18 protein-coding genes are annotated in these 18,282 nt (G+C 73.2%); 11 read left to right on the forward strand and 7 right to left on the reverse strand.

What is annotated here, in order from left to right; genetic code table 11:
- Positions 1–8 precede the first annotated feature (8 nt).
- Positions 9–842, reverse strand: coding sequence for a dimethylargininase (gene ddaH / locus ACIA3K_RS22465; protein ID WP_396803438.1), 834 nt, complete (start codon positions 840–842; stop codon positions 9–11).
- A 59-nt stretch (positions 843–901) separates the two neighbouring features.
- Between ddaH and ACIA3K_RS22470 the strand changes: the two genes are divergently transcribed.
- A complete protein-coding gene (locus ACIA3K_RS22470; protein WP_396803440.1) occupies positions 902–1,363 on the forward strand; it encodes an Lrp/AsnC family transcriptional regulator in 462 nt (153 codons plus the stop codon).
- 152 nt (positions 1,364–1,515) lie between these two features.
- The gene (locus ACIA3K_RS22475; RefSeq protein WP_396803442.1) at positions 1,516–2,478 is read left to right on the forward strand and encodes a zinc-binding dehydrogenase; all 963 of its coding nucleotides are present in this window, start codon (positions 1,516–1,518) and stop codon (positions 2,476–2,478) included.
- Here ACIA3K_RS22475 and ACIA3K_RS22480 read toward each other — a convergent pair.
- The 3 genes from ACIA3K_RS22480 to ACIA3K_RS22490 all read right to left on the reverse strand — a co-directional run bounded on the left by ACIA3K_RS22480 (position 2,475) and on the right by ACIA3K_RS22490 (position 4,594).
- Entirely contained in the window at positions 2,475–3,569 is a 1,095-nt protein-coding gene (locus tag ACIA3K_RS22480) for a T3SS (YopN, CesT) and YbjN peptide-binding chaperone 1 (RefSeq protein WP_396803444.1), read from the reverse strand. The genes ACIA3K_RS22475 and ACIA3K_RS22480 overlap by 4 nt on opposite strands.
- 108 nt (positions 3,570–3,677) lie before the next feature.
- Positions 3,678–3,941, reverse strand: coding sequence for a DUF6457 domain-containing protein (locus tag ACIA3K_RS22485; RefSeq protein ID WP_357131438.1), 264 nt, complete (start codon positions 3,939–3,941; stop codon positions 3,678–3,680).
- On the reverse strand, positions 3,938–4,594 hold the full coding sequence (locus ACIA3K_RS22490) for a molybdenum cofactor guanylyltransferase (protein ID WP_396803679.1): 657 nt from the start codon (positions 4,592–4,594) through the stop codon (positions 3,938–3,940). The genes ACIA3K_RS22485 and ACIA3K_RS22490 overlap by 4 nt, the downstream gene beginning before the upstream one ends.
- 47 nt (positions 4,595–4,641) lie before the next feature.
- Between ACIA3K_RS22490 and fdhD the strand changes: the two genes are divergently transcribed.
- Positions 4,642–5,505: a formate dehydrogenase accessory sulfurtransferase FdhD gene (fdhD, locus tag ACIA3K_RS22495; RefSeq protein WP_396803447.1), complete on the forward strand. Its 864-nt coding sequence runs from the start codon at positions 4,642–4,644 to the stop codon at positions 5,503–5,505.
- Positions 5,506–5,511: 6 nt separating this feature from the next.
- On the opposite strand, the gene ACIA3K_RS22500 is transcribed toward fdhD, so the two are convergent.
- Positions 5,512–6,558, reverse strand: coding sequence for a DUF4192 domain-containing protein (locus ACIA3K_RS22500; protein ID WP_396803449.1), 1,047 nt, complete (start codon positions 6,556–6,558; stop codon positions 5,512–5,514).
- A gap of 152 nt (positions 6,559–6,710) precedes the next feature.
- Here ACIA3K_RS22500 and ACIA3K_RS22505 point away from each other — a divergent pair, with 152 nt between their 5' ends.
- From ACIA3K_RS22505 to ACIA3K_RS22525, 5 genes are all read left to right on the forward strand, one after another.
- Entirely contained in the window at positions 6,711–7,625 is a 915-nt protein-coding gene (locus tag ACIA3K_RS22505) for a fructosamine kinase family protein (protein ID WP_396803451.1), read from the forward strand.
- On the forward strand, positions 7,622–8,635 hold the full coding sequence (gene moaA, locus ACIA3K_RS22510; protein ID WP_396803453.1) for a GTP 3',8-cyclase MoaA: 1,014 nt from the start codon (positions 7,622–7,624) through the stop codon (positions 8,633–8,635). The genes ACIA3K_RS22505 and moaA overlap by 4 nt, the downstream gene beginning before the upstream one ends.
- Positions 8,636–8,638: 3 nt before the next feature.
- Positions 8,639–8,893, forward strand: a complete 255-nt coding sequence (locus tag ACIA3K_RS22515) for a MoaD/ThiS family protein (RefSeq protein WP_396803455.1) — start codon at positions 8,639–8,641, stop codon at positions 8,891–8,893.
- Positions 8,894–8,903: 10 nt separating this feature from the next.
- Positions 8,904–10,154 (forward strand): metallophosphoesterase, encoded by a 1,251-nt coding sequence (locus ACIA3K_RS22520; protein ID WP_396803457.1) that lies wholly within the window; start codon positions 8,904–8,906, stop codon positions 10,152–10,154.
- 61 nt (positions 10,155–10,215) lie between these two features.
- On the forward strand, positions 10,216–13,416 hold the full coding sequence (locus tag ACIA3K_RS22525) for a UvrD-helicase domain-containing protein (RefSeq protein WP_396803459.1): 3,201 nt from the start codon (positions 10,216–10,218) through the stop codon (positions 13,414–13,416).
- A 105-nt stretch (positions 13,417–13,521) separates the two neighbouring features.
- Here ACIA3K_RS22525 and ACIA3K_RS22530 read toward each other — a convergent pair whose 3' ends face one another.
- Together ACIA3K_RS22530 and ACIA3K_RS22535 are read right to left on the reverse strand one after the other, a co-directional pair.
- Positions 13,522–14,142, reverse strand: coding sequence for a prepilin peptidase (locus ACIA3K_RS22530; protein WP_396803460.1), 621 nt, complete (start codon positions 14,140–14,142; stop codon positions 13,522–13,524).
- Positions 14,143–14,152: 10 nt separating this feature from the next.
- Positions 14,153–15,157, reverse strand: coding sequence for an EamA family transporter (locus ACIA3K_RS22535; RefSeq protein ID WP_396803462.1), 1,005 nt, complete (start codon positions 15,155–15,157; stop codon positions 14,153–14,155).
- A 486-nt stretch (positions 15,158–15,643) separates the two neighbouring features.
- Between ACIA3K_RS22535 and ACIA3K_RS22540 the strand changes: the two genes are divergently transcribed.
- The 3 genes from ACIA3K_RS22540 (at position 15,644) to ACIA3K_RS22550 (ending at position 18,262) form a co-directional block, all read left to right on the forward strand.
- Positions 15,644–16,081, forward strand: a complete 438-nt coding sequence (locus tag ACIA3K_RS22540; protein WP_396803680.1) for a hypothetical protein — start codon at positions 15,644–15,646, stop codon at positions 16,079–16,081.
- A 398-nt stretch (positions 16,082–16,479) separates the two neighbouring features.
- Positions 16,480–16,890 (forward strand): hypothetical protein, encoded by a 411-nt coding sequence (locus tag ACIA3K_RS22545; protein WP_396803682.1) that lies wholly within the window; start codon positions 16,480–16,482, stop codon positions 16,888–16,890.
- A gap of 133 nt (positions 16,891–17,023) precedes the next feature.
- On the forward strand, positions 17,024–18,262 hold the full coding sequence (locus tag ACIA3K_RS22550; RefSeq protein ID WP_396803464.1) for an AAA family ATPase: 1,239 nt from the start codon (positions 17,024–17,026) through the stop codon (positions 18,260–18,262).
- Positions 18,263–18,282 lie beyond the last annotated feature (20 nt).

An 18,282-nucleotide genomic window follows, 5' to 3' on the forward strand; every position in this document is an offset into this window, starting at 1 on the left:
CGTTCGGGTCAGTGCCGCAGTTCGGCGATGCAGCACTTCACGCTGCCGCCGCCCTTCTTCAGCTCGGCCAGCTCGACCGGTACCGGTGTGTAACCGGCGGCCTTGAGCTTGCCCGCCAGTCGGGTGGCCTCGCTGTTGAGCACCACGTTCGCGCCATCGCTGACGAGGTTGAGCCCGAAGGCCAACGCGTCCTCGTCGTCGGCGATCACCGCGTCCGGGAAGAGCTGCGTGAGGACGCGCTGACTGGCCGCGGAGAACGCCCCGGGGAAGTAGACGACGTTCGCGTCGTCGAGGGCGGCGAGCGCCACGTCCAGGTGGTAGAAGCGCGGGTCGACCAGCCGCAACGACACCACCGGCCGACCCAGCGCCTCCTGCGCCTCGGCGTGCGCCGGGATCTCGGTACGGAAGCCGTGCCCGGCCAGGATGAGACCGCCGTGCGCCTCCGGCACGTACGCGAAGTCGCCCTCGCCCTCGTTGGTCTCGCTCGGCGCGATGAACCGCCAGCCCTGCTGCTCGTAGAACGCGTGGTGCGCGGCGGCCTCGGCGGTGCGCTGCTCGTGCTTGAACCGCGCGCCGTAGACGCTGCCGTCGACCACGAAGGCGCCGTTGGCGGCGAACACCATGTCGGGCAGCCCCGGCTCCGGCGGAAGCAGGTGCACCTCGTGGCCGAGACCGACGAGCGTCTCGCGCAGCCGGTCCCACTGCTTGACGGCCAGGTCCCGGTCGACCGGGGTGGTCACGTCCATCCACGGATTGATCGCGTACTCGACCGCGAAATGCTCGGGCGAGCACATGAGATATGTCCGCTTTCGCGGGACTCGCTGCTGGTTCACGGTCACCAAGAGTAGGTATCGTTGAACTTTGGTAACAGCCACAACCATTGCTTCCCAGAGGCGGAACGTTGCAGATAGACGCCGTTGACCAGCGGATCATTGCGTTGCTTGTCGCCGACGCCCGCGCGTCGTACGCCGACATCGGCACCCGGGTGTCACTCTCCGCCCCGGCGGTCAAGCGTCGGGTCGACCGACTGCGCGCCACCGGCGTCATCCGGGGATTCACGGCCGTCGTCGACCCGGCCGCCGTCGGCTGGACCACCGAGGCGTTCGTCGAGCTGTTCTGCGCCGGCCGGACCACCCCGGCGCAGATCGGCGTGGCCGCCCGTCGGCACCCCGAGGTGGTCGGCGCGTACACCGTCTCCGGCGAGGCGGACGCGCTGGTGCACCTGCGCGCCGCCGACATCGCACACCTCGAGGCGGCCCTCGAGCGGCTGCGCGGCGAGTCGTTCGTGACGTCCACCCGCAGCACCATCGTGCTGTCCCGGCTGGTCGAATCCCCCGGCGTCGGGCCGTCCACCGGCGCCTGACCGTCCAAAGCTTGACCTCAAGTCTGGTTCAGGTGTTGGACTCGTGGCGGCCTGGCAGTCAGTCCTTTGCTCTGCTTCCCTCCAGGCGACAGTGCGGTGCGGAAAGTGTTGCGTCGGTGGAAGCAGTGCAAAGGACAAACTAGGAGGACTGCATGCGGGCGATCTGGCTACGTGAATTCGGCGGTCCCGAGGTGCTGACGCCCGGCCCGGCACCGGACCCGACGCCCGGCCCCGGCCAGGTGTTGATCGACGTCGCGCACGCGAACGTCACCTTCGTCGAGACGCAGCAGCGCTCGGGGCGTCCCGGGCCGAACCGGTACACCCCGCCGCTGATCCCCGGCAACGGCGTCGGCGGCGTCATCACCGCCGTCGGATCGGACGTCGACCCGACCCGCATCGGGCAACGGGTGGTCACCGCCACCGGCGGCGCCGGCGGGTACGCCGAACAGGTCGCGGTGGACGCGTCGGCGCCCATCGACGTGCCGGCCGGGCTGGCGCTTGACGCGGCCGTGGCGCTGCTCGCCGACGGGCGTACCGCCACCATGCTCGTCGAGGCGGTCGGCGTCCGCGCCGGCGACCGCGTGCTGGTCGAGGCCGCCGCGGGTGGGGTGGGGAGCATGCTCGTCCAGATCGCGACGCGGGCCGGCGCACGCGTGGTCGGCGTGGCCGGTGGACCGCGCAAGGTGGCGCTGCTGCCCGGGCTGGGTGCCGACGTGGCGGTCGACTACCTGCGGCCGGACTGGGCCGATCGCGTCCGCGACGCGGTGGGCGAGGTCGACGCGGTGTTCGACGGCGTCGGCGGCTCGGTGGCCAGGGCGGCGTTCGAGCTGCTGACCCCGGGCGGTCGGATGATCAGCTACGGGTTGGCGAGCGGCGAGTGGTCCCCCGTGACACCGGATGCCGCCGCCGAACGCCGGATCACGCTGATCCGGCCGGACGTGACGCCCGCGCGGCTGCGGGCGTACACCATCGGGGTCCTGGCGGATGCGGCGGCCGGGCAGCTCCGGCCGCTGGTCGGCCAGCGCTTCCCCCTCGAACGCGCCGCCGACGCGCACGCCGCCATCGAGGCGCGCGCGACGGTCGGCAAGACGCTGTTGGACGTGGCGGCCAGCTAGAGGTACATGCCGGTGCGGTGCTGGGAGTCGTCACCGCGGACCGGCTTGTCGCCCTCGCCGAAGAAGCGCTTGCCGCCGAACTCACCGTGCAGACGATCGTCCAACTCGTCGGCGAGACCGGTCATCACCTGCACCGCCAGCATGAGATGGGTCGCCTGGAAGTTACGGCCGAAGACCGGGATGGAAGCCCAGACCGTGTCGTCGGCACAGTAGAGGCGGCCGATCGGCATACGGTTGGTCAGCTCCGACAGCTTGACGTAGAGCCGTTCGGTCGGCTCGACCTCGGTGAGGATCGGGGAGAGGACGTCCACCAGCGGCGGGTTGTCCCGCACCCGCACGAAGACCATCGCCGAGCCGGCCCGGATGGTGATGTCGCCGTCCGAGTCGACCTGCAACCGCTCGGCGTCGGACTTCAACATCGTCGACACCACGGTACGGACGCGCTCCGGCAGGTCCAGCACGTCGTCCCGGTCGGTGGCCGCCTCGGCCAACGCCTCCTGAAGGTCCCCCTCCACGTCGGCGTCCGGGCCGAACTCGCTGCGCGCGGTGCCCAACGGCTCGACGGCCAGCGGCTCGCCCTCGGCGTCGTGCACCAGGTAGACGAGGAAGGCCGGGTGGGGTGCGCCGTACACGTCGCGCAGCGTCCGGGACAGCAGCGGGGCGATCCGGTTGGCCTCGGCCACCGTGCCGTCCAGCCCGAACGCGCCGCCGGAGCCGGCCACCACGCCGGGTGGGGACCAGCCGAGCGCCACCATGTCCGCCACAGCGGCACGGTCCAGCCGGTAGCCCTGCGGCAGCGCCGCGTTACCGACCGCCCGAGCGGAGAGACCACCGTCGTCGGTCGCGTCGACGCTGATCGAGTAGACGGCGTCACCCGTACCGGAGGCGGTGGGATCGAGGGTCAGTTCGAGGTGCGCGCCGGCCGGTAGCTCCCGTAGCCGCAGGGCGAGCATCCGAGCGAACTCCCGCCAGGCCTCCGTCACCTTGGCCCGCAGATCGGTGGTGCTGGGGTCGTCGAGCAGGATCGACTCCGCCGGCTCGGGAGTACCGCCGGGCTCTCCGTCCGACGCCGAGGGGTGGTCAGCCGTCATGATCGCCTCCGTCCGTTCCGATCACCCTACCCACGGTCCACTCGGCTCGAATCAGCCCGGACCGGGATCGGACACCCGGCGTCGTGACACCCGCACGGGGCGCGGCGGTCAGGAGGTGGGATCGGCGAGTTCAGCGTCGAGGCCGACCGGCCAGTCGGCCGCGAGGGCGCTGAGTCGGGCCGCGGCGTCCGCCGGATCGGCGCCGCGACCGACGGCCAGCCCCAGGAGGTACGCGCTGACCGGCGCACCCGGTCGCACCACCTGGTGGGCGACGTCGCGGGCCAGGTCCAGCACCGCCGGAACCGGCACCTCGGCCGGGTCCAGACCCACCTCGGCACAGGCCGCCGTGACCCAGTCGTCCAACACCGTCATCGCACCCACTCCTCCGCCCGGCGTACGTCCTCGTCAGTGTCGCAGTCGAACCAGGGCGGCGGACCGGCACCGACCCACGGCACGTCGTGGATCGCCAGACCGGCCAACACCGCCCGCATCGAAGCACCGGCCAGACTGCCGCCCCGCTCGGCGGCCAGCCGCAGCAGCCCGGCCCGCAGCGCATCGACCCGCCAGACCCCGCAGAGCGACTGCCGCCGTGCGTCCGCGTCCACGAAGCACACCCCGTCGACCGGCCGCTCCCGGGCGAGGTGGGCCAGCAGGTCGCCGATCGCGGCGGGGGTGAGCAGCGGCAGGTCGGCGGCGAGCAGCGCGACGAGCGTCGTGTCGGGGTCGAGCAGCGCCAACCCGGCCGCCGTCGCGGCGACCGGCCCGCCTCCGGGCGGATCCTCGCGCGTCACCCGTACGTCGTCCGGCACGCCGTCAGCGGGCCCGACCAGCACCCGGGGCGCGGCGTCCCCCACCGCGGCCAGCACCCGGTCGCGCATCGAGCGGCCGCCGACCGGCAGCGCGGGCTTGTCCACCCCGCCCATCCGGCGGGCGGCCCCACCCGCGAGCACCACGGCGGCGTACGTCCCCACCCGGTCACGGTAGCCGTGCCGGCGCTCGGCCGCCGGGCGCTGCGGGTGCCTGATGAGCGGCGGCCGTGCGGGCCGGCCGGGGTGGGGTGCAGGATGGCGGGATGGGACGGGCGACTGACCGACGACGCGTACTGCGGATCGACCTGGACGCGGCCGACGGACGCGCAGCCGTCAGACGGCCGGACACCCTGTCGGTGGAGGAGCCGCTGGAGATCCGGGTCGGCCCGGCCGGTCCGGGCCGACGCAAGCCGCTCGCCGTCACCATGCGCACCCCCGGAGACGACCTGGACCTGGCGATCGGCTTCCTGCTGACCGAGGGGTTGATCCGGTCCACCGACGACGTGTTGACCGCTCAACTCTGCTCCGGCGCGGAGACTCCGAACACGTACAACGTGGTGGACGTGGTGCTCGCCCCCGGCGTCCCGGAACCGACCACCGACCCGTCCCGGAACTTCTACACGACCAGCTCCTGCGGGGTCTGCGGCAAGGCCAGCATCGACGCCGTCCGTACCCGCTCGCTGTTTCCGGTCGCGGGGGACCCGCTCGTCGTACCGGCCACGCTCCTCGCCGAACTGCCCGACCGGCTGCGGGCCGCCCAGCACGCCTTCGACCGCACCGGCGGGCTGCACGCGGCGGGACTGTTCACCCCGGCCGGTGAGCTGGTGACACTGCGGGAGGACGTGGGCCGGCACAACGCCGTGGACAAGGTCATCGGCTGGGCGGTGCGGGAACGGCACCTGCCGTTGACCGGGCACCTGCTGCTGGTGTCCGGCCGGGCGAGCTTCGAGTTGACCCAGAAGGCCTGGATGGCGGGACTGCCGCTGCTGGCGGCAGTGTCCGCGCCGAGCACCCTCGCCGTCGAGCTGGCCGGGGAGGCGGGGATGACGCTCGTCGGGTTCCTGCGCGGCCGGACCATGAACGTGTACGCCGGACCACAGCGGATCACCGTCGAGCAGCCGACCTGACCCGGGTCAGCGGCGGCCACGTCGACGTCGCTTGCGGGGGCGGACCACGCCGGGCATACCGACCGAGGGCCAGCCGTCCAGTTCGGAGGGGGGTACGCCCCGCCGGAGCAGGTCGTCCAGGAGCAGGGCCAGCGAGTATTCGGGGTGCAGGCTCAGCGTGCGTTCCAGCGCTACCGCCGCCAGGGCCCCCTGGCCCGCCCGCCACGCCGCGAACGCCAGGAGCGCGCCGGGCGCGGCGGTCAACTCCGGCTCGGCCCGGCGCAGCACGTCCGTCCAGAGGTCGATGTCCCGGTCGCGGCCGTCGGTGCGTTCCCAGGCGTGGTCGCGGACGGGCAGGTGCCCGAGGAGGAGGCTGAGCCAGGCCACCTCGTCGTCGTCGAGCCGCTCACCGCGCCGGTGTCGTCGTTGCGCGTCGCGGACGGCCGTCACCCCGGCGGAGCGTACGGCCCGCCCGCCCAGCAGGTCGCTGGCGGGCGCCCGCTCGATCAGCTCGACCAGCCGTCGCTCGGCCCGGACGGTGGCCGCCCGCAGCGCCTCGCGGGCCGGGCCGGAAACCGGCGACACCTGCGCCACGAGGGCGGCCCGATCGGGGAGGGCGACCTGACCGGCGAACACGGCCGACGCGGTCACCGCGTTGGCCTGCGGGTCGTAGCGCCGACCCTCGGGCGGGCAGCAGTCCACCTCGGTGCACAGGTAGGACCACCACCGGCCGTCGGTCACCCGCAGCGCATCGAGCACCTCCAGGCCAGCAGCCGTCAGGGCCGCGCGCACCGCGTCCACGCTCGGGGTCACCTTCTCGGGCGGCCCGTAGCCCACCACGGTGGCAGCGTCCGCGCCCTGGCGGTGGATCACCCCGGCCAGGTGCCGCGCACGGTCGACCGGGTCCGTCGCGGGCTCGGGCAGGTCGGCGCGGGCGGCGAAGATGATCTGTCGACCGCGCAGCGCCACCGCAACCACGCTGTCGGCCGGGTGGAAGCCGAGCAGGTACGGCACGGCGGCGATCAGATCTGCGGGCGAGCGGACGGAGAGCTTCGGACGTTCGGTCGAGGTCATGCAGGAAGGCTGCGTCCGAGCCGCAGAGCCTTCCAGACCCTGTGGATGACACGCGACTTATCCACAACTACGGAGCGTATTCGCAGAGGTAGAAGCGATTCGATGTACTCACACGACACCGCGGTGTCATGGGCAGCCGCTACCGTGCGCTGATGGACCTGGCGTACCTGCGCGCGCATCCGGCACACCTGCCGACGTTCCGGACCCATCAGCGGCTCCGGGAGACGCCGGTCGCCGGAGGCGACATCTGCGCCGCCGCCCGGCTGACGCTCGACGACGGTCACTCGGTCTTCGCGAAGTCCTGGCCGGAGGGCGCCGACCGGCCGGCGCCCGAGGGCTTCTTCGCCGCCGAGGCCGCCGGGCTGCGCTGGCTGCGGGAGGCCGACGCGATCGGCGTACCCGAGGTGATCGTGGCGTTGCCCGACCTGCTGGCGCTCGACTGGGTGGAGCCCGGCGAGCCGACGCCGCAGGCCGCCGACCGCTTCGGTCGGGAGTTGGCCGCCCTGCACCGGGCCGGCGCGCCGGCCTTCGGCGCGCCCTGGGACGGCTTCATCGGTGCGCTTGCCCAGGACAACACCCCCGACGACGGCCCCTGGTCGACGTGGTTCGCGCGGCGGCGACTCGCCCCCTACCTGCGCCTGTCGGTCGACGGCGGCGCGCTGACCAGCAGCGATGCCGCGCTCGTCGAACGGGTGATCGGGCGCGTCGGTGAGTTCGGCGGGGACGAGCCGCCGGCCCGCGTCCACGGCGACCTGTGGCCGGGCAACGTGCTCTGGGGCATCGACGAGCGGGCCTGGCTGGTCGACCCCGCGGCGCACGGCGGGCACCGCGAGACCGACCTCGCCCAACTGGCGCTCTTCGGCGGTGTCGCGCACCTGGACCGGGTGCTGGCCGTCTACCGGGAGAGCTGGCCGCTGGCCGACGGTTGGCGCGAGCGGGTGCCACTGCACCAGCTGCATCTGCTGCTCGTGCACACCGCGCTCTTCGGCGCCGGCTACCGCGATGCGGTTGTCCAGGCCGCCCGAGCCGCCCTGGGCGGCGTCGAGCGCGCTACGGTCGACCGGTGAGTGTCGACCGACGTACCGACGGCGTCCTCGTCGACCGGTACGGCCGCGTCGCGCGGGACCTGCGCGTCTCCCTCACCGACAAGTGCAACCTGCGGTGCACGTACTGCATGCCGGCCGAGGGGCTGCCCTGGTTGGCCGGCCCGGAGCTGCTCACCGACGAGGAGATCGTCCGGCTGGTCCGGGTGGCCGTCGAGCAGCTCGGTGTGACCGAGGTGCGGTTCACCGGCGGGGAGCCGTTGATCCGGCCCGGGCTGCTCGGCATCGTGGGCGCGGTCGCCGCGCTCGATCCGCGCCCCCGGATCTCGCTCACGACGAACGGCATCGGCCTGGACCGGCTGGCACCCGCGCTGCGCACGGCCGGCCTGGACCGGGTGAACGTCTCACTGGACACACTGGACGCGGCCCGGTTCGCCCAGCTCACCCGCCGTCCCCGCCTGGACGCGGTGCTGGCGGGGCTCGCCGGGGCGGCGGCTGCGGGCCTCGACCCCGTAAAGATCAACTCAGTCCTGATGCGCGGGGTCAACGAGGACGAGGCGCCGGCTCTGCTCCGCTTCGCGCTCGACCACGGCTACCACCTGCGGATCATCGAGCAGATGCCGCTGGACGCGCAGCACGGCTGGGACCGGAGCACGATGGTCACCGCCGAGGAGATCCTGGCCTCCCTGCGTACCCGGTTCGACCTCAGCCCCGACCCGGCCGAGCGCGGCGCGGCGCCCGCCGAGACCTGGCTGGTCGACGGCGGCCCGGCCCGGGTCGGCGTGATCGCCAGCGTCACCCGGCCCTTCTGCGGTGACTGCGACCGCACCCGGCTGACCGCCGACGGCCAGGTGCGGGCCTGCCTGTTCGCCACCGAGGAGTCCGACCTACGGGCGGCGCTGCGCGACGGCGCGACCGACGACGAGTTGGCGCGGCGGTGGCGTACCGCGATGTGGGGCAAGCGGGCCGGGCACGGCATCGACGACCCCACCTTCCTCCAGCCGACCCGGCCGATGTCCGCGATCGGGGGTTGAGTCGTGGAACCGAGGCCGTTGACCGTCCGCTACTTCGCCGGGGCGCGAGCCGCCGCGGGCCGCTCCGAGGAGGTCACCCCTGCCGGCCGGTCTCTCGACGACCTGACGGCCGAGCTGTCGCAGCGGCACGGCGACCGACTGGCCGCCGTGCTGCGGGTGGCCAGTTTCCTCGTGGACGGCGTCAACTGCCATGATCGTCGGGCACCCCTGCCGGGCGGGGCCACGATCGATGTCCTACCCCCGTTCGCGGGCGGCTGAGGGGGCGCACATGTTGGCGGTTCTAGGTTTCCTGGGCGTACTGGCGCTGGTCACCGGGCTTATCCACCTCTACCTGTGGAAGCGTCTCGTCCGGGACACGACGACCCCGGGTCGCTGGCGGCGCGTCGGCGGGATCGCCGCCGCAGTGCTGGCGGTGCTCGTGCCGGCCACCCTCGTCGGCACGCAGGCCGGCCTCTACTGGCTCGCCTGGCCGGGCTACCTGTGGCTCGCCGTCATGTTCTACCTGCTGGTCGTGCTGGTCGTGCTGGAAGTGCCGATGCTCATCGCGCGTCTGGTGCTGCGCCGGCGGGTGACCGTCGCCGAGTCGACCACCGCCGCGCCCGAGCCGGTACTGGTCGGGGCCGCCGGGCCCGCCGATCCGCCGGCCACCGGGGCGGTCGCGGCACCGGACCACGACCCGGCCCGTCGCCTGCTGCTGGCGCGCGGCGCGGCCATCTTCGCCGGTCTCACCGCCACCGGCATCACGGGGTACGGCGTCCGCACGGCGCTCGGCCCGCCCCACCTCGTCCGGGTGCAGATCCCCCTGGCCAAGCTTCCCCGCAGCATGGACGGCCTGCGTATCGCCACCGTCTCGGACATCCACCTCGGCCCCCTGCGCGGCCGGGCGCACACCGAACGGATCGTCGCCGCGATCAACCGCCTCGACGCGGATCTGGTCGCGGTCGTCGGCGACCTGGTCGACGGCTCGGTCGCCGAGCTGGGCCCGGCCGCCGCGCCGCTGCGTGACCTGCGCTCCCGGTACGGCAGCTTCTTCGTCACCGGCAACCACGAGTACTACTCCGGGGTCGAGGAGTGGGTGCAGGAGGTGGACCGGCTCGGCCTGCGGGTCCTGCAGAACCGCCGACAGGAGATCCAGGCCCGCGGCGGTGTGCTCGACCTGGCCGGCGTCAACGACCTGAACGCCGACCCGAAGGGCACCGGCCTGGCCGCCGGCCCGGACTTCGAGGCCGCCCTCGGCGACCGCGACCCGAGCCGCCCGGTCGTCCTGCTCGCACACCAGCCGCTCGCCGCCAAGCAGGCGGCCCGGTACGGCGTAGACCTGCAACTCTCCGGGCACACGCACGGTGGTCAGGTGGTGCCGTTCAACCTGGCCGTCAAGCTTGAGCAGCCGGTGGTCAGCGGCCTCGGCGAGGTCGACGGCACGAAGGTCTACGTGACAAACGGCGCCGGTTTCTGGGGTCCGCCGGTGCGGGTGGGCGCCGAGCCGCAGATCAGCCTCGTGGAGTTGCGCTCGGCATAGCGGAGGTCACGTCCGCGCGTGGCGGAAGGCGGGCCGCGCGGCGGGCGTGACAGGATGCGGCGTGCCCCCGTTCAGTGACGTACCCCCCGGTGGCCTTGCGCCCTTCGTCGCGGACCTGCACATCCACTCCAAGTACTCGCGCGCGTGCAGCCGGGACCTGACCCTGCCGACCCTCGGATGGTGGGCGCGGCGCAAGGGCATCGCCCTGCTCGGCACCGGCGACTTCACCCACCCCGCCTGGTACGACCACCTGGTGGAGACGCTGCGGCCGGCCGAGCCGGGGCTCTACCGGCTCAGCCCGGAGACGGAGCGCGACATCGCCCGCCGGCTGCCGCCGCGACTCGCCGGTACGACCGACGCGGACGCGGTCCGCTTCATGCTGAGCGTGGAGATCTCCACCATCTACAAGCGGGACGACCGGACGCGCAAGGTGCATCACCTGGTCTACCTGCCCGATCTGGAGGCGGTGGCCCGGTTCAACACCGCTCTCGGGCGGATCGGCAACCTCGGCTCCGACGGTCGACCGATCCTCGGCCTGGACTCGCGGGACCTGTTGGAGATCACCCTCGAAGCCAGCTCAGACGGCTATCTCGTGCCGGCACACATCTGGACGCCGTGGTTCTCCGCGCTGGGCTCGAAGTCCGGCTTCGACGCGATCGCCGACTGCTATGCCGATCTGGCCGAGCACATCTTCGCCGTAGAGACGGGCCTCTCGTCCGATCCGGCAATGAACTGGCGGGTCGGCAGCCTGGACGGGTACCAGCTCGTCTCCAACTCGGACGCGCACTCGCCGCCGGCCCTCGGTCGGGAGGCGACCGTGCTGACCGCCGAGCGGGACTACTTCGCCGTCCGGGAGGCACTGCGCACCGGTGTCGGCCTGGCCGGCACCATCGAGTTCTTCCCCGAGGAGGGCAAGTACCACGCGGACGGGCACCGGCTCTGCGGCGTCAACTGGCCGCCGGAGCGGACCCGGGAGGCCGGGGGACGCTGTCCCGAGTGTGGCAAGCCGCTCACCGTGGGCGTCCTCAGCCGCGTGGAGGAGCTGGCCGACCGTCCGGAGGGGCACCGGCCGGCACACGCCCGGGACGTCACCCATCTGGTGCCGCTCGCCGAGATCCTCGGCGAGATCAACAAGGTGGGCGCCCGGTCGAAGAGGGTCGAGGGGCGGCTCAACGAGCTGCTCGCCGCGCTCGGCCCCGAGCTGGAAATTCTGACCACTACGCCGCTGTCCGACATCGCGCAGGCCGGCGGTGAGCTGCTCGCCGAGGGCATCGGGCGGCTGCGGAGGGGCGACGTACGCCGAGTGCCGGGTTACGACGGCGAGTACGGGGTGATCACGCTGTTCGATCCGGCGGAGCTGGGCAGGGGCGCCGGCACGGCGCAGGAGACGCTGTTCGACGTACCCGTGTCGGTGCCGTCGCAGCGACGTCCGGCGGAGCCGGCAGCCCGCGCGGCGGCCAAGCGCCCGGCAGCGGCCAAGGCCGAGTCGAAGCGCAAGCCGGCCCCGCCTCCCGCGCCACCGATCGCGCCGCCGCCGTCACCGCACGAACCGTTCGAGCCGATGCTCTCCGGTATGGAGGAGGTCGGCACCGGCCTGCTGGACCGTTTGGACGCGATGCAGCGGGTGGCGGCGTCCGCGCCCGGCGGACCACTGCTCATCGTGGCCGGACCGGGCACCGGCAAGACCCGGACGCTGACCCACCGGATCGCGTACCTCTGTGCGGAGCTGAACGTCTTCCCCGAGCACTGCCTGGCGATCACGTTCACCCGCCGTGCGGCCGAGGAGCTGCGGCACCGCCTCGACGGGCTGCTCGGCCCGGTCGCCGAGGACGTCACCGTGGGCACCTTCCACGCGCTGGGACTGACGATTCTGCGGGAGAACGCCGACGCGGCGGGCCTGCCGGCCGGCTTCCGGATCGCCGACGACGCCGAGCGGGCCGCGGCCCGGTCGGAGGCGGGTGACGACACCGCCGGCTACACGGCGCGGCTGCGCAAGCAGGACCTCGTCGACCTGGACGAGCTGGTGACGTTGCCGGTGGAGCTGCTGCGCGCGGACCGGAAGCTCGTCGAGCGGTACCGGGACCGCTGGCGGTGGATCTTCGTCGACGAGTACCAGGACGTCGACGCGGTGCAGTACGAGCTGCTGCGGCTGCTCAGCCCCACCGACGGCAACCTCTGTGCGATCGGTGACCCGGACCAGGCGATCTACTCCTTCCGGGGTGCCGACGTCGGCTACTTCCTGCGTTTCTCGCAGGACTTCACGGATGCCAGGCTGGTCCGGCTCAACCGCAACTACCGCTCGTCGGCACCGATCCTGGCCGCCGCCGTGCAGGCCATCGCGCCGTCCTCGCTGGTCCAGGGCCGGCGACTGGATCCGGCCCGGCTCGACCCGGAGGCTCCGCTGGTCGGCCGATACCCGGCGTCGTCCGTCGTCGACGAGGCCGACTTCGTGGTCCGGACCGTCGACGAACTGGTCGGCGGGCTGTCGCACCGATCGCTGGACTCGGGCCGGATCGACGGCCGGTCCACCACGCTGTCGTTCTCCGACATCGCCGTGCTGTACCGCACCGACGCACAGGCCGCTCCGATCGTGGACGCCCTCACCAGGGCCAACATCCCCGTGCAGAAGCGCTCGCACGACCGGCTCCGGGACCGGCCTGGGGTGGCGGCGATCGCCCGCGAGCTGCGGCACGCCGTCGGCTTGGCCGGGTCGCTGGCGGCCCGGGTGCGGCTGGCCGGCCAGACGGTCGCCGAGCGGTTCGCGGTGCCCACCCTGGACGGCTCGGGTAGTGGGGCCCGCCCCGAGGACGTGCGCTCGGCGGTGGACCTGCTGACCCCGCTGGCCCGCCGCTGCGGCGACGATGTGGAGGCGTTCCTGTCGCAGCTGGCCACCGGCGCCGAGGTGGACGCGCTCGACCCGCGCGCGGAGGCGGTGACCCTGCTGACCCTGCACGCCGCCAAGGGCCTCGAGTTCCCGGTGGTCTTCCTGGTCGGTGCCGAGGACGGGCTGCTGCCGCTGCGCTGGCCCGGCTCGACGCCCGACGAGGACGCGGTCGCGGAGGAGCGCCGACTCTTCTTCGTCGGCCTGACCCGGGCCCAGGACCGGCTGTATGTCAGCCACGCCGCCCGCCGTACCCGGCACAGCGCGGAACGCGACTGCACACCCTCGCCGTTCCTCGCCTCGATCGATCCGGGCCTGTTCGAACGGTTCGGCGAGACCGAACCCCGCCGCCCCAAGGACCGCCAGCTCCGCCTGATCTGACCCGGCGGGCGACCCTTGCGTCGATCATGAAGTTGTTGCCGCGACACGCCGATACGGCTGGCAACAACTTCATGATCGACGCGGCTCCCGGGACGCGGGGCGCGGTCAGGCGAGGAGTGCGGCGAGCCACGCGCCGGTCAGCAGGGCTGGGCCTAGCGGGAGCAGGGTGTCGCGGTGGACCCGTCGCGCGGCGAGCAGGCCGAGCACCAGGCCGCCGTGCAGCAGGTGTGGCAGGAGAAGCCCGGTGAGCAGGGCGTCGCGGCCCAGCCAACCGAGCGGCAGGCCGAGGACGGCGGCGAGCTTCACGTCCCCGAAGCCCAACCGGGACCTCGGCAGCAGGGCGAGCAGCACGTGTGCCGCGCCGGAGAACGCCGCGCCGGCCAGCGCGCCGACCAGTCGCCCGGGAGTGCCGGCCAGCAGCGCCGCCCCGGCCAGCCCGCCGAGAGCCAGCGTCCCGGCGGCAGCGACAAGCGGGTCGGGCAGTCGCAGACACGCCAGGTCGACCACGGCCAGCACCAACCCCACCGCCGCCACCGCGAGAAGGACCGGCAGCGCCGGATCGTGACCCCGCGCGGCGGCGAGCCCCACGAAGACCACGGCCGTCAGTGGTGGACAGAGCCAGACCGCCCCAACCGGCGGGTCGGCGAAGCGCCGGGCCACCGGGGGTACGACGAGACCGGCCACCCCACCGAGCACCGCCACCGGAAGCAGCGCGGCGGCCGACATGGGCCGGACGTTACCGGCGGGCTCCCGTCCGCGCCGCCCCCGATCGTGGTTCCGCTGCCTTGCGGCGTGGGCGTTCGGTGCTCACCACCAGGGCCACCCCGGCGACGATGACCGCCCCGCCGAGCAGCACCTGCGGCGTGATCGGCTCGGCCACGAACAACGCGCCGAGCGCCACCGCGACCGCCGGATTCACGTACGCGTACGTCGACACCAGCGAGATGGGCGCGTTCTGCAGCAGCCAGACGTACGCCGTGAAGGCCACCAGCGATCCGGCCACCATGAGGTAGCCCAGCGCCAACCAGGATCGGGCGCTGACGGCCGACGGGTGGAAGTCGTTCAGTTCGCCCCGACCGGCGGCGACCACGGCCAGGGCCAGCGCTCCGGCCGCCATCTCGTACACGGTCGCCACGAACGGGTCGGCGGGCATTCCGATCCGTCCCGACAGGAACGACCCGAACGACCAGGCGGCGGCTCCCGCTACTACCGTCAGCGCACCGACCAGTGGCACCGCATCCGAGGTACCGGCCGGCAGCACCAGCAGCACCAGCCCGACGAAGCCCACGGTGACCCCGGCGAACGTCCAGAGCGGCGGTCGGTCGCCGGTGACCGACCGCAGCAGCACCACGAGCAGTGGCACGGTCGCGACCAGCAGCGCGGCGACGCCGGACGGCAGCGCCACCCCGGGCGGCCCGGACTCGGCGAGCACCACCAGGCCGTTGCCGCCGGCGAGCAGGAGCACACCGACCAACGCGGCCGAGCCGAGCTGTCGAGGCCGCACGCGGAGCGCACCCGGCCCTCGGCGCAACCGCAGCACCACCGCCAGCACCAGACCGGCCACCGCGAACCGCATCGTGGCGGACAGCAGCGGCGGCAGCGTCTCCACCGTGATCCGGATGGCCAGATAGGTGGAGCCCCACAGCAGGTAGACCACGATCAACGCGGTCCAGACCAGGCTTGGCGCGGCGTCGGCGCGGCGGCCGGATGCGGCGGCGGCGCTCGGTGGAGATGAGCTCATCGGTGGACCACGCTACGGTGACGTCGGAGTCGGCGTCGCGCTTTGGTGGCCGGCCTCTCACCACTTGTGCAGGAGGGCGGCATGACGAACTACGGACCACCGGGTGAGGGCTACGGACGCCCGTGGCGTGGGCAACGCCCCGACGAGACGCCCAACCGGCCGCCGCAGCAGCCCTATCCGCCGGCTGCGGAGCCCTATCCGCCGACGGTCCAGCCCTACCCGGTGGCGTCGCAGCGGCCCGGCCCCTACGGCGACGGCCCGTACGGAGGCGCACCGGCGGCGCCCCCTGAGGGCGGCCAGTACGGGGGCGGGCAGTACGGGGGCGGCCAGTACGGCGGCGGGCAGGGGACGCCGTACGGCGGCGGGGCCTCGGAGCCCTACGGCGGCGCGTACCCGGCCGTCGACGGCAACCCGGCCTACGGCCCAGGGTCCTACCGACCAGACGACGACCCGGCACCCGAGCCGCCGAGGCGGGGGCGGGGACCGCTGATCGCGGTGCTGGCCGTCGTCGTCCTGCTGGTGGTGGCCGGCGGCGCGTACTGGTTCCTGCGGGGATCGGACGAACCGGCGCCGACCACGGCCGCGCCAAGCGGCTCGGCCGCTGCGGCGGAGCCCACCGCCGGTGTGACCGAACCGGAGGAGCCGGCGCCGAGCGCCGCGGCGCCGGAGTCGTCGGCCGATCCACGGTTCGTCAAGGTCGGGCAGTGTGTACGCAACGACGGCGTGACGGGCGGTAAGCCCAAGCTGCTGATCAGCGGCTGCGCGCCGAAGTCGTACGAGGTGCTGCGCCGCATCGACGGCGCGACCAGCGGTGAACGCGACGCCGAGGCCAAGTGCGCCAAGGTCGAGGGCTACACGAACTGGTACTTCTTCGACAGCGAGCTGGACACTCTCGACTTCGTGCTCTGCCTCAAGCAGCGCTGACCACCCACCCTGGGGATGACATGACGACCTACGGACCACCGGGTTCCGGGCAGCCGGACGACCCGTACCAGCGTCCGCCGACCGGCCCCGGCGGGCCGCCACCGGTCGATCCGACGCTCCCGCAGTGGGGGCCGCCACCTGAGCCCTCGCAGTGGGCTCCCCCGGAGCAGCCGACGCAGTGGGACACCCCACCGGAGCAGCCAACGCAGTGGAACGCTCCACCCCAGCAGCCGGCGCAGTGGAACGCTCCACCGCAGCAGCCGGCGCAGTGGAACGCTCCACCGGGGCCGTTTCCGCCCGCACCCGGTCAGCCGGGAGCACCGCTGGGCCCGCCGCCGCCCGGCGCGTACCCGATGCCGCCCGCCGCCTCCGCGGGTCGCAACGGCCGCAAGGTCGCCCTGATCGTGGGGCTGGTCGTGCTGCTTCTGCTCTGCCCCTGCCTCGGTCTCGTCGGTTGGGCGGCCTGGCGGATCGCCGACTCCGACAGCGACGTCACGCCCCTGCCGTCGGCGAGCGCGCCGGTCCTCCCTCCCGGCCTGCCCAGCGATGCGCCGAGCTCGGTCGCGCCGTCGCCGGACGAGGAGGAGGAGTTCGCCAAGGGCGACTGCGTCGTCAACGACGGCTCCGAGGACGACGCGGAACTGCGCAAGGTGCCGTGCGGCCCGAACACCTACCAGGTGCTGCTGCGGATCCCGGCGACCACCGACGGGGACCGGTGCCAGACACTCGCGCCGCAGGCGACCGCGAACTACGTGCACGACAACTCGATCGACCTGTTCGACTACGTGCTCTGCCTGAAGAAGCGGTAGACGATTCCCGAAACTAGGGCTGTCTAGCGTCCACGCTAGACAGCCCTAGTTTTGTCTCGACGGCCTCGACACGCCGTAGCCCCATCTATCCATATCTAGCTTCCCAGCTAGAGGGCCCGATATTCTGCGATGCGTGGATCCGGTCCGCAACCCGTACGCCCCCGGCGCCGGTCAGCGCCCACCCGAACTCGCCGGGCGGGGGCGCGAGCTGGACGTGTTCGACATCGTGCTGGAACGCATCGCCCGCGGCCGGCCCGAGCGCAGCCTCATGCTCACCGGGCTGCGCGGCGTCGGAAAGACCGTTCTGCTCAACACCCTGCGCTCGCAGGCGATCAGCCGGCTCTGGGGCACCGGCAAGATCGAGGCCCGTCCGGACCAGTCCCTGCGCCGCCCCGTCGCCGCCGCGCTGCACATGGCCGTCCGCGAACTCGCCCCGCGCCACCGCGCCCCCGACCGGATCGACGCCTTCCTCGGGGTGCTCAAGGCGTTCGCCCAGCGGTCCGCACCGGCAGGCCGCGGGGCCACGCCCAAGCTGCGCGACCGGTGGCAACCCGGCATCGACGTACCCGCCGCCAGTGGCCGGGCCGACTCCGGCGACATCGAGATCGACCTGGTCGAGCTGTTCAGCGACGCCGCCGACGTGGCCAGCGACGTCGGCACCGGCATCGCGCTCTTCATCGACGAGATGCAGGACGTCGGGCCGGAGGACGTCTCGGCGCTCTGCGCCGCCTGCCACGAACTGTCCCAGATCGGCGCCCCACTGATCGTCGTCGGCGCCGGCCTGCCACACCTACCGGCCGTGCTCAGCGCCGCCAAGTCGTACTCCGAGCGGCTCTTCCGCTACCAGCGCATCGACCGGCTCGACCGGATCGCCGCCGACCAGGCGCTCTGCGCCCCGGCCGAGCGCGAGGAGGTGGAGTACGAGCAGAAGGCGCTCGACCTGCTCTACGAGAAGTCCGGCGGCTACCCGTACTTCGTCCAGGCGTACGGGAAGGCGACCTGGGACCATGCGCCACGGTCGCCGATCACCGCGGCGGACGTCCGGGTCGCCGCGCCCGAAGCCGAGGCCGAACTGGCGGTCGGGTTCTTCGGCTCCCGGTTCGAGCGGGCCACCCCGGCCGAGCGTGAGTACATGCGGGCGATGGCCACGCTGTCCCTGGTGGAGGGCGAAGCCAGCGGGACGGTACGCGACGACATGGACGCCGCCGTGCCCACCGCCGAGATCGCCCGCGCCCTCGGCCGCAAGCCGGCCAGCCTCTCGCCGGCCCGGGACGCGCTGATCAAGAAGGGGCTCATCTACTCGGGCGAGCGGGGCACGGTGGCCTTCACCGTTCCACACTTCGGCCGCTACCTGCGCACCCAGCCGGCCTGACCCCGGCGACCGGATCGGCC

Source organism: Micromonospora sp. NPDC051543, assembly GCF_044454415.1.
Lineage (GTDB): Bacteria > Actinomycetota > Actinomycetes > Mycobacteriales > Micromonosporaceae > Micromonospora.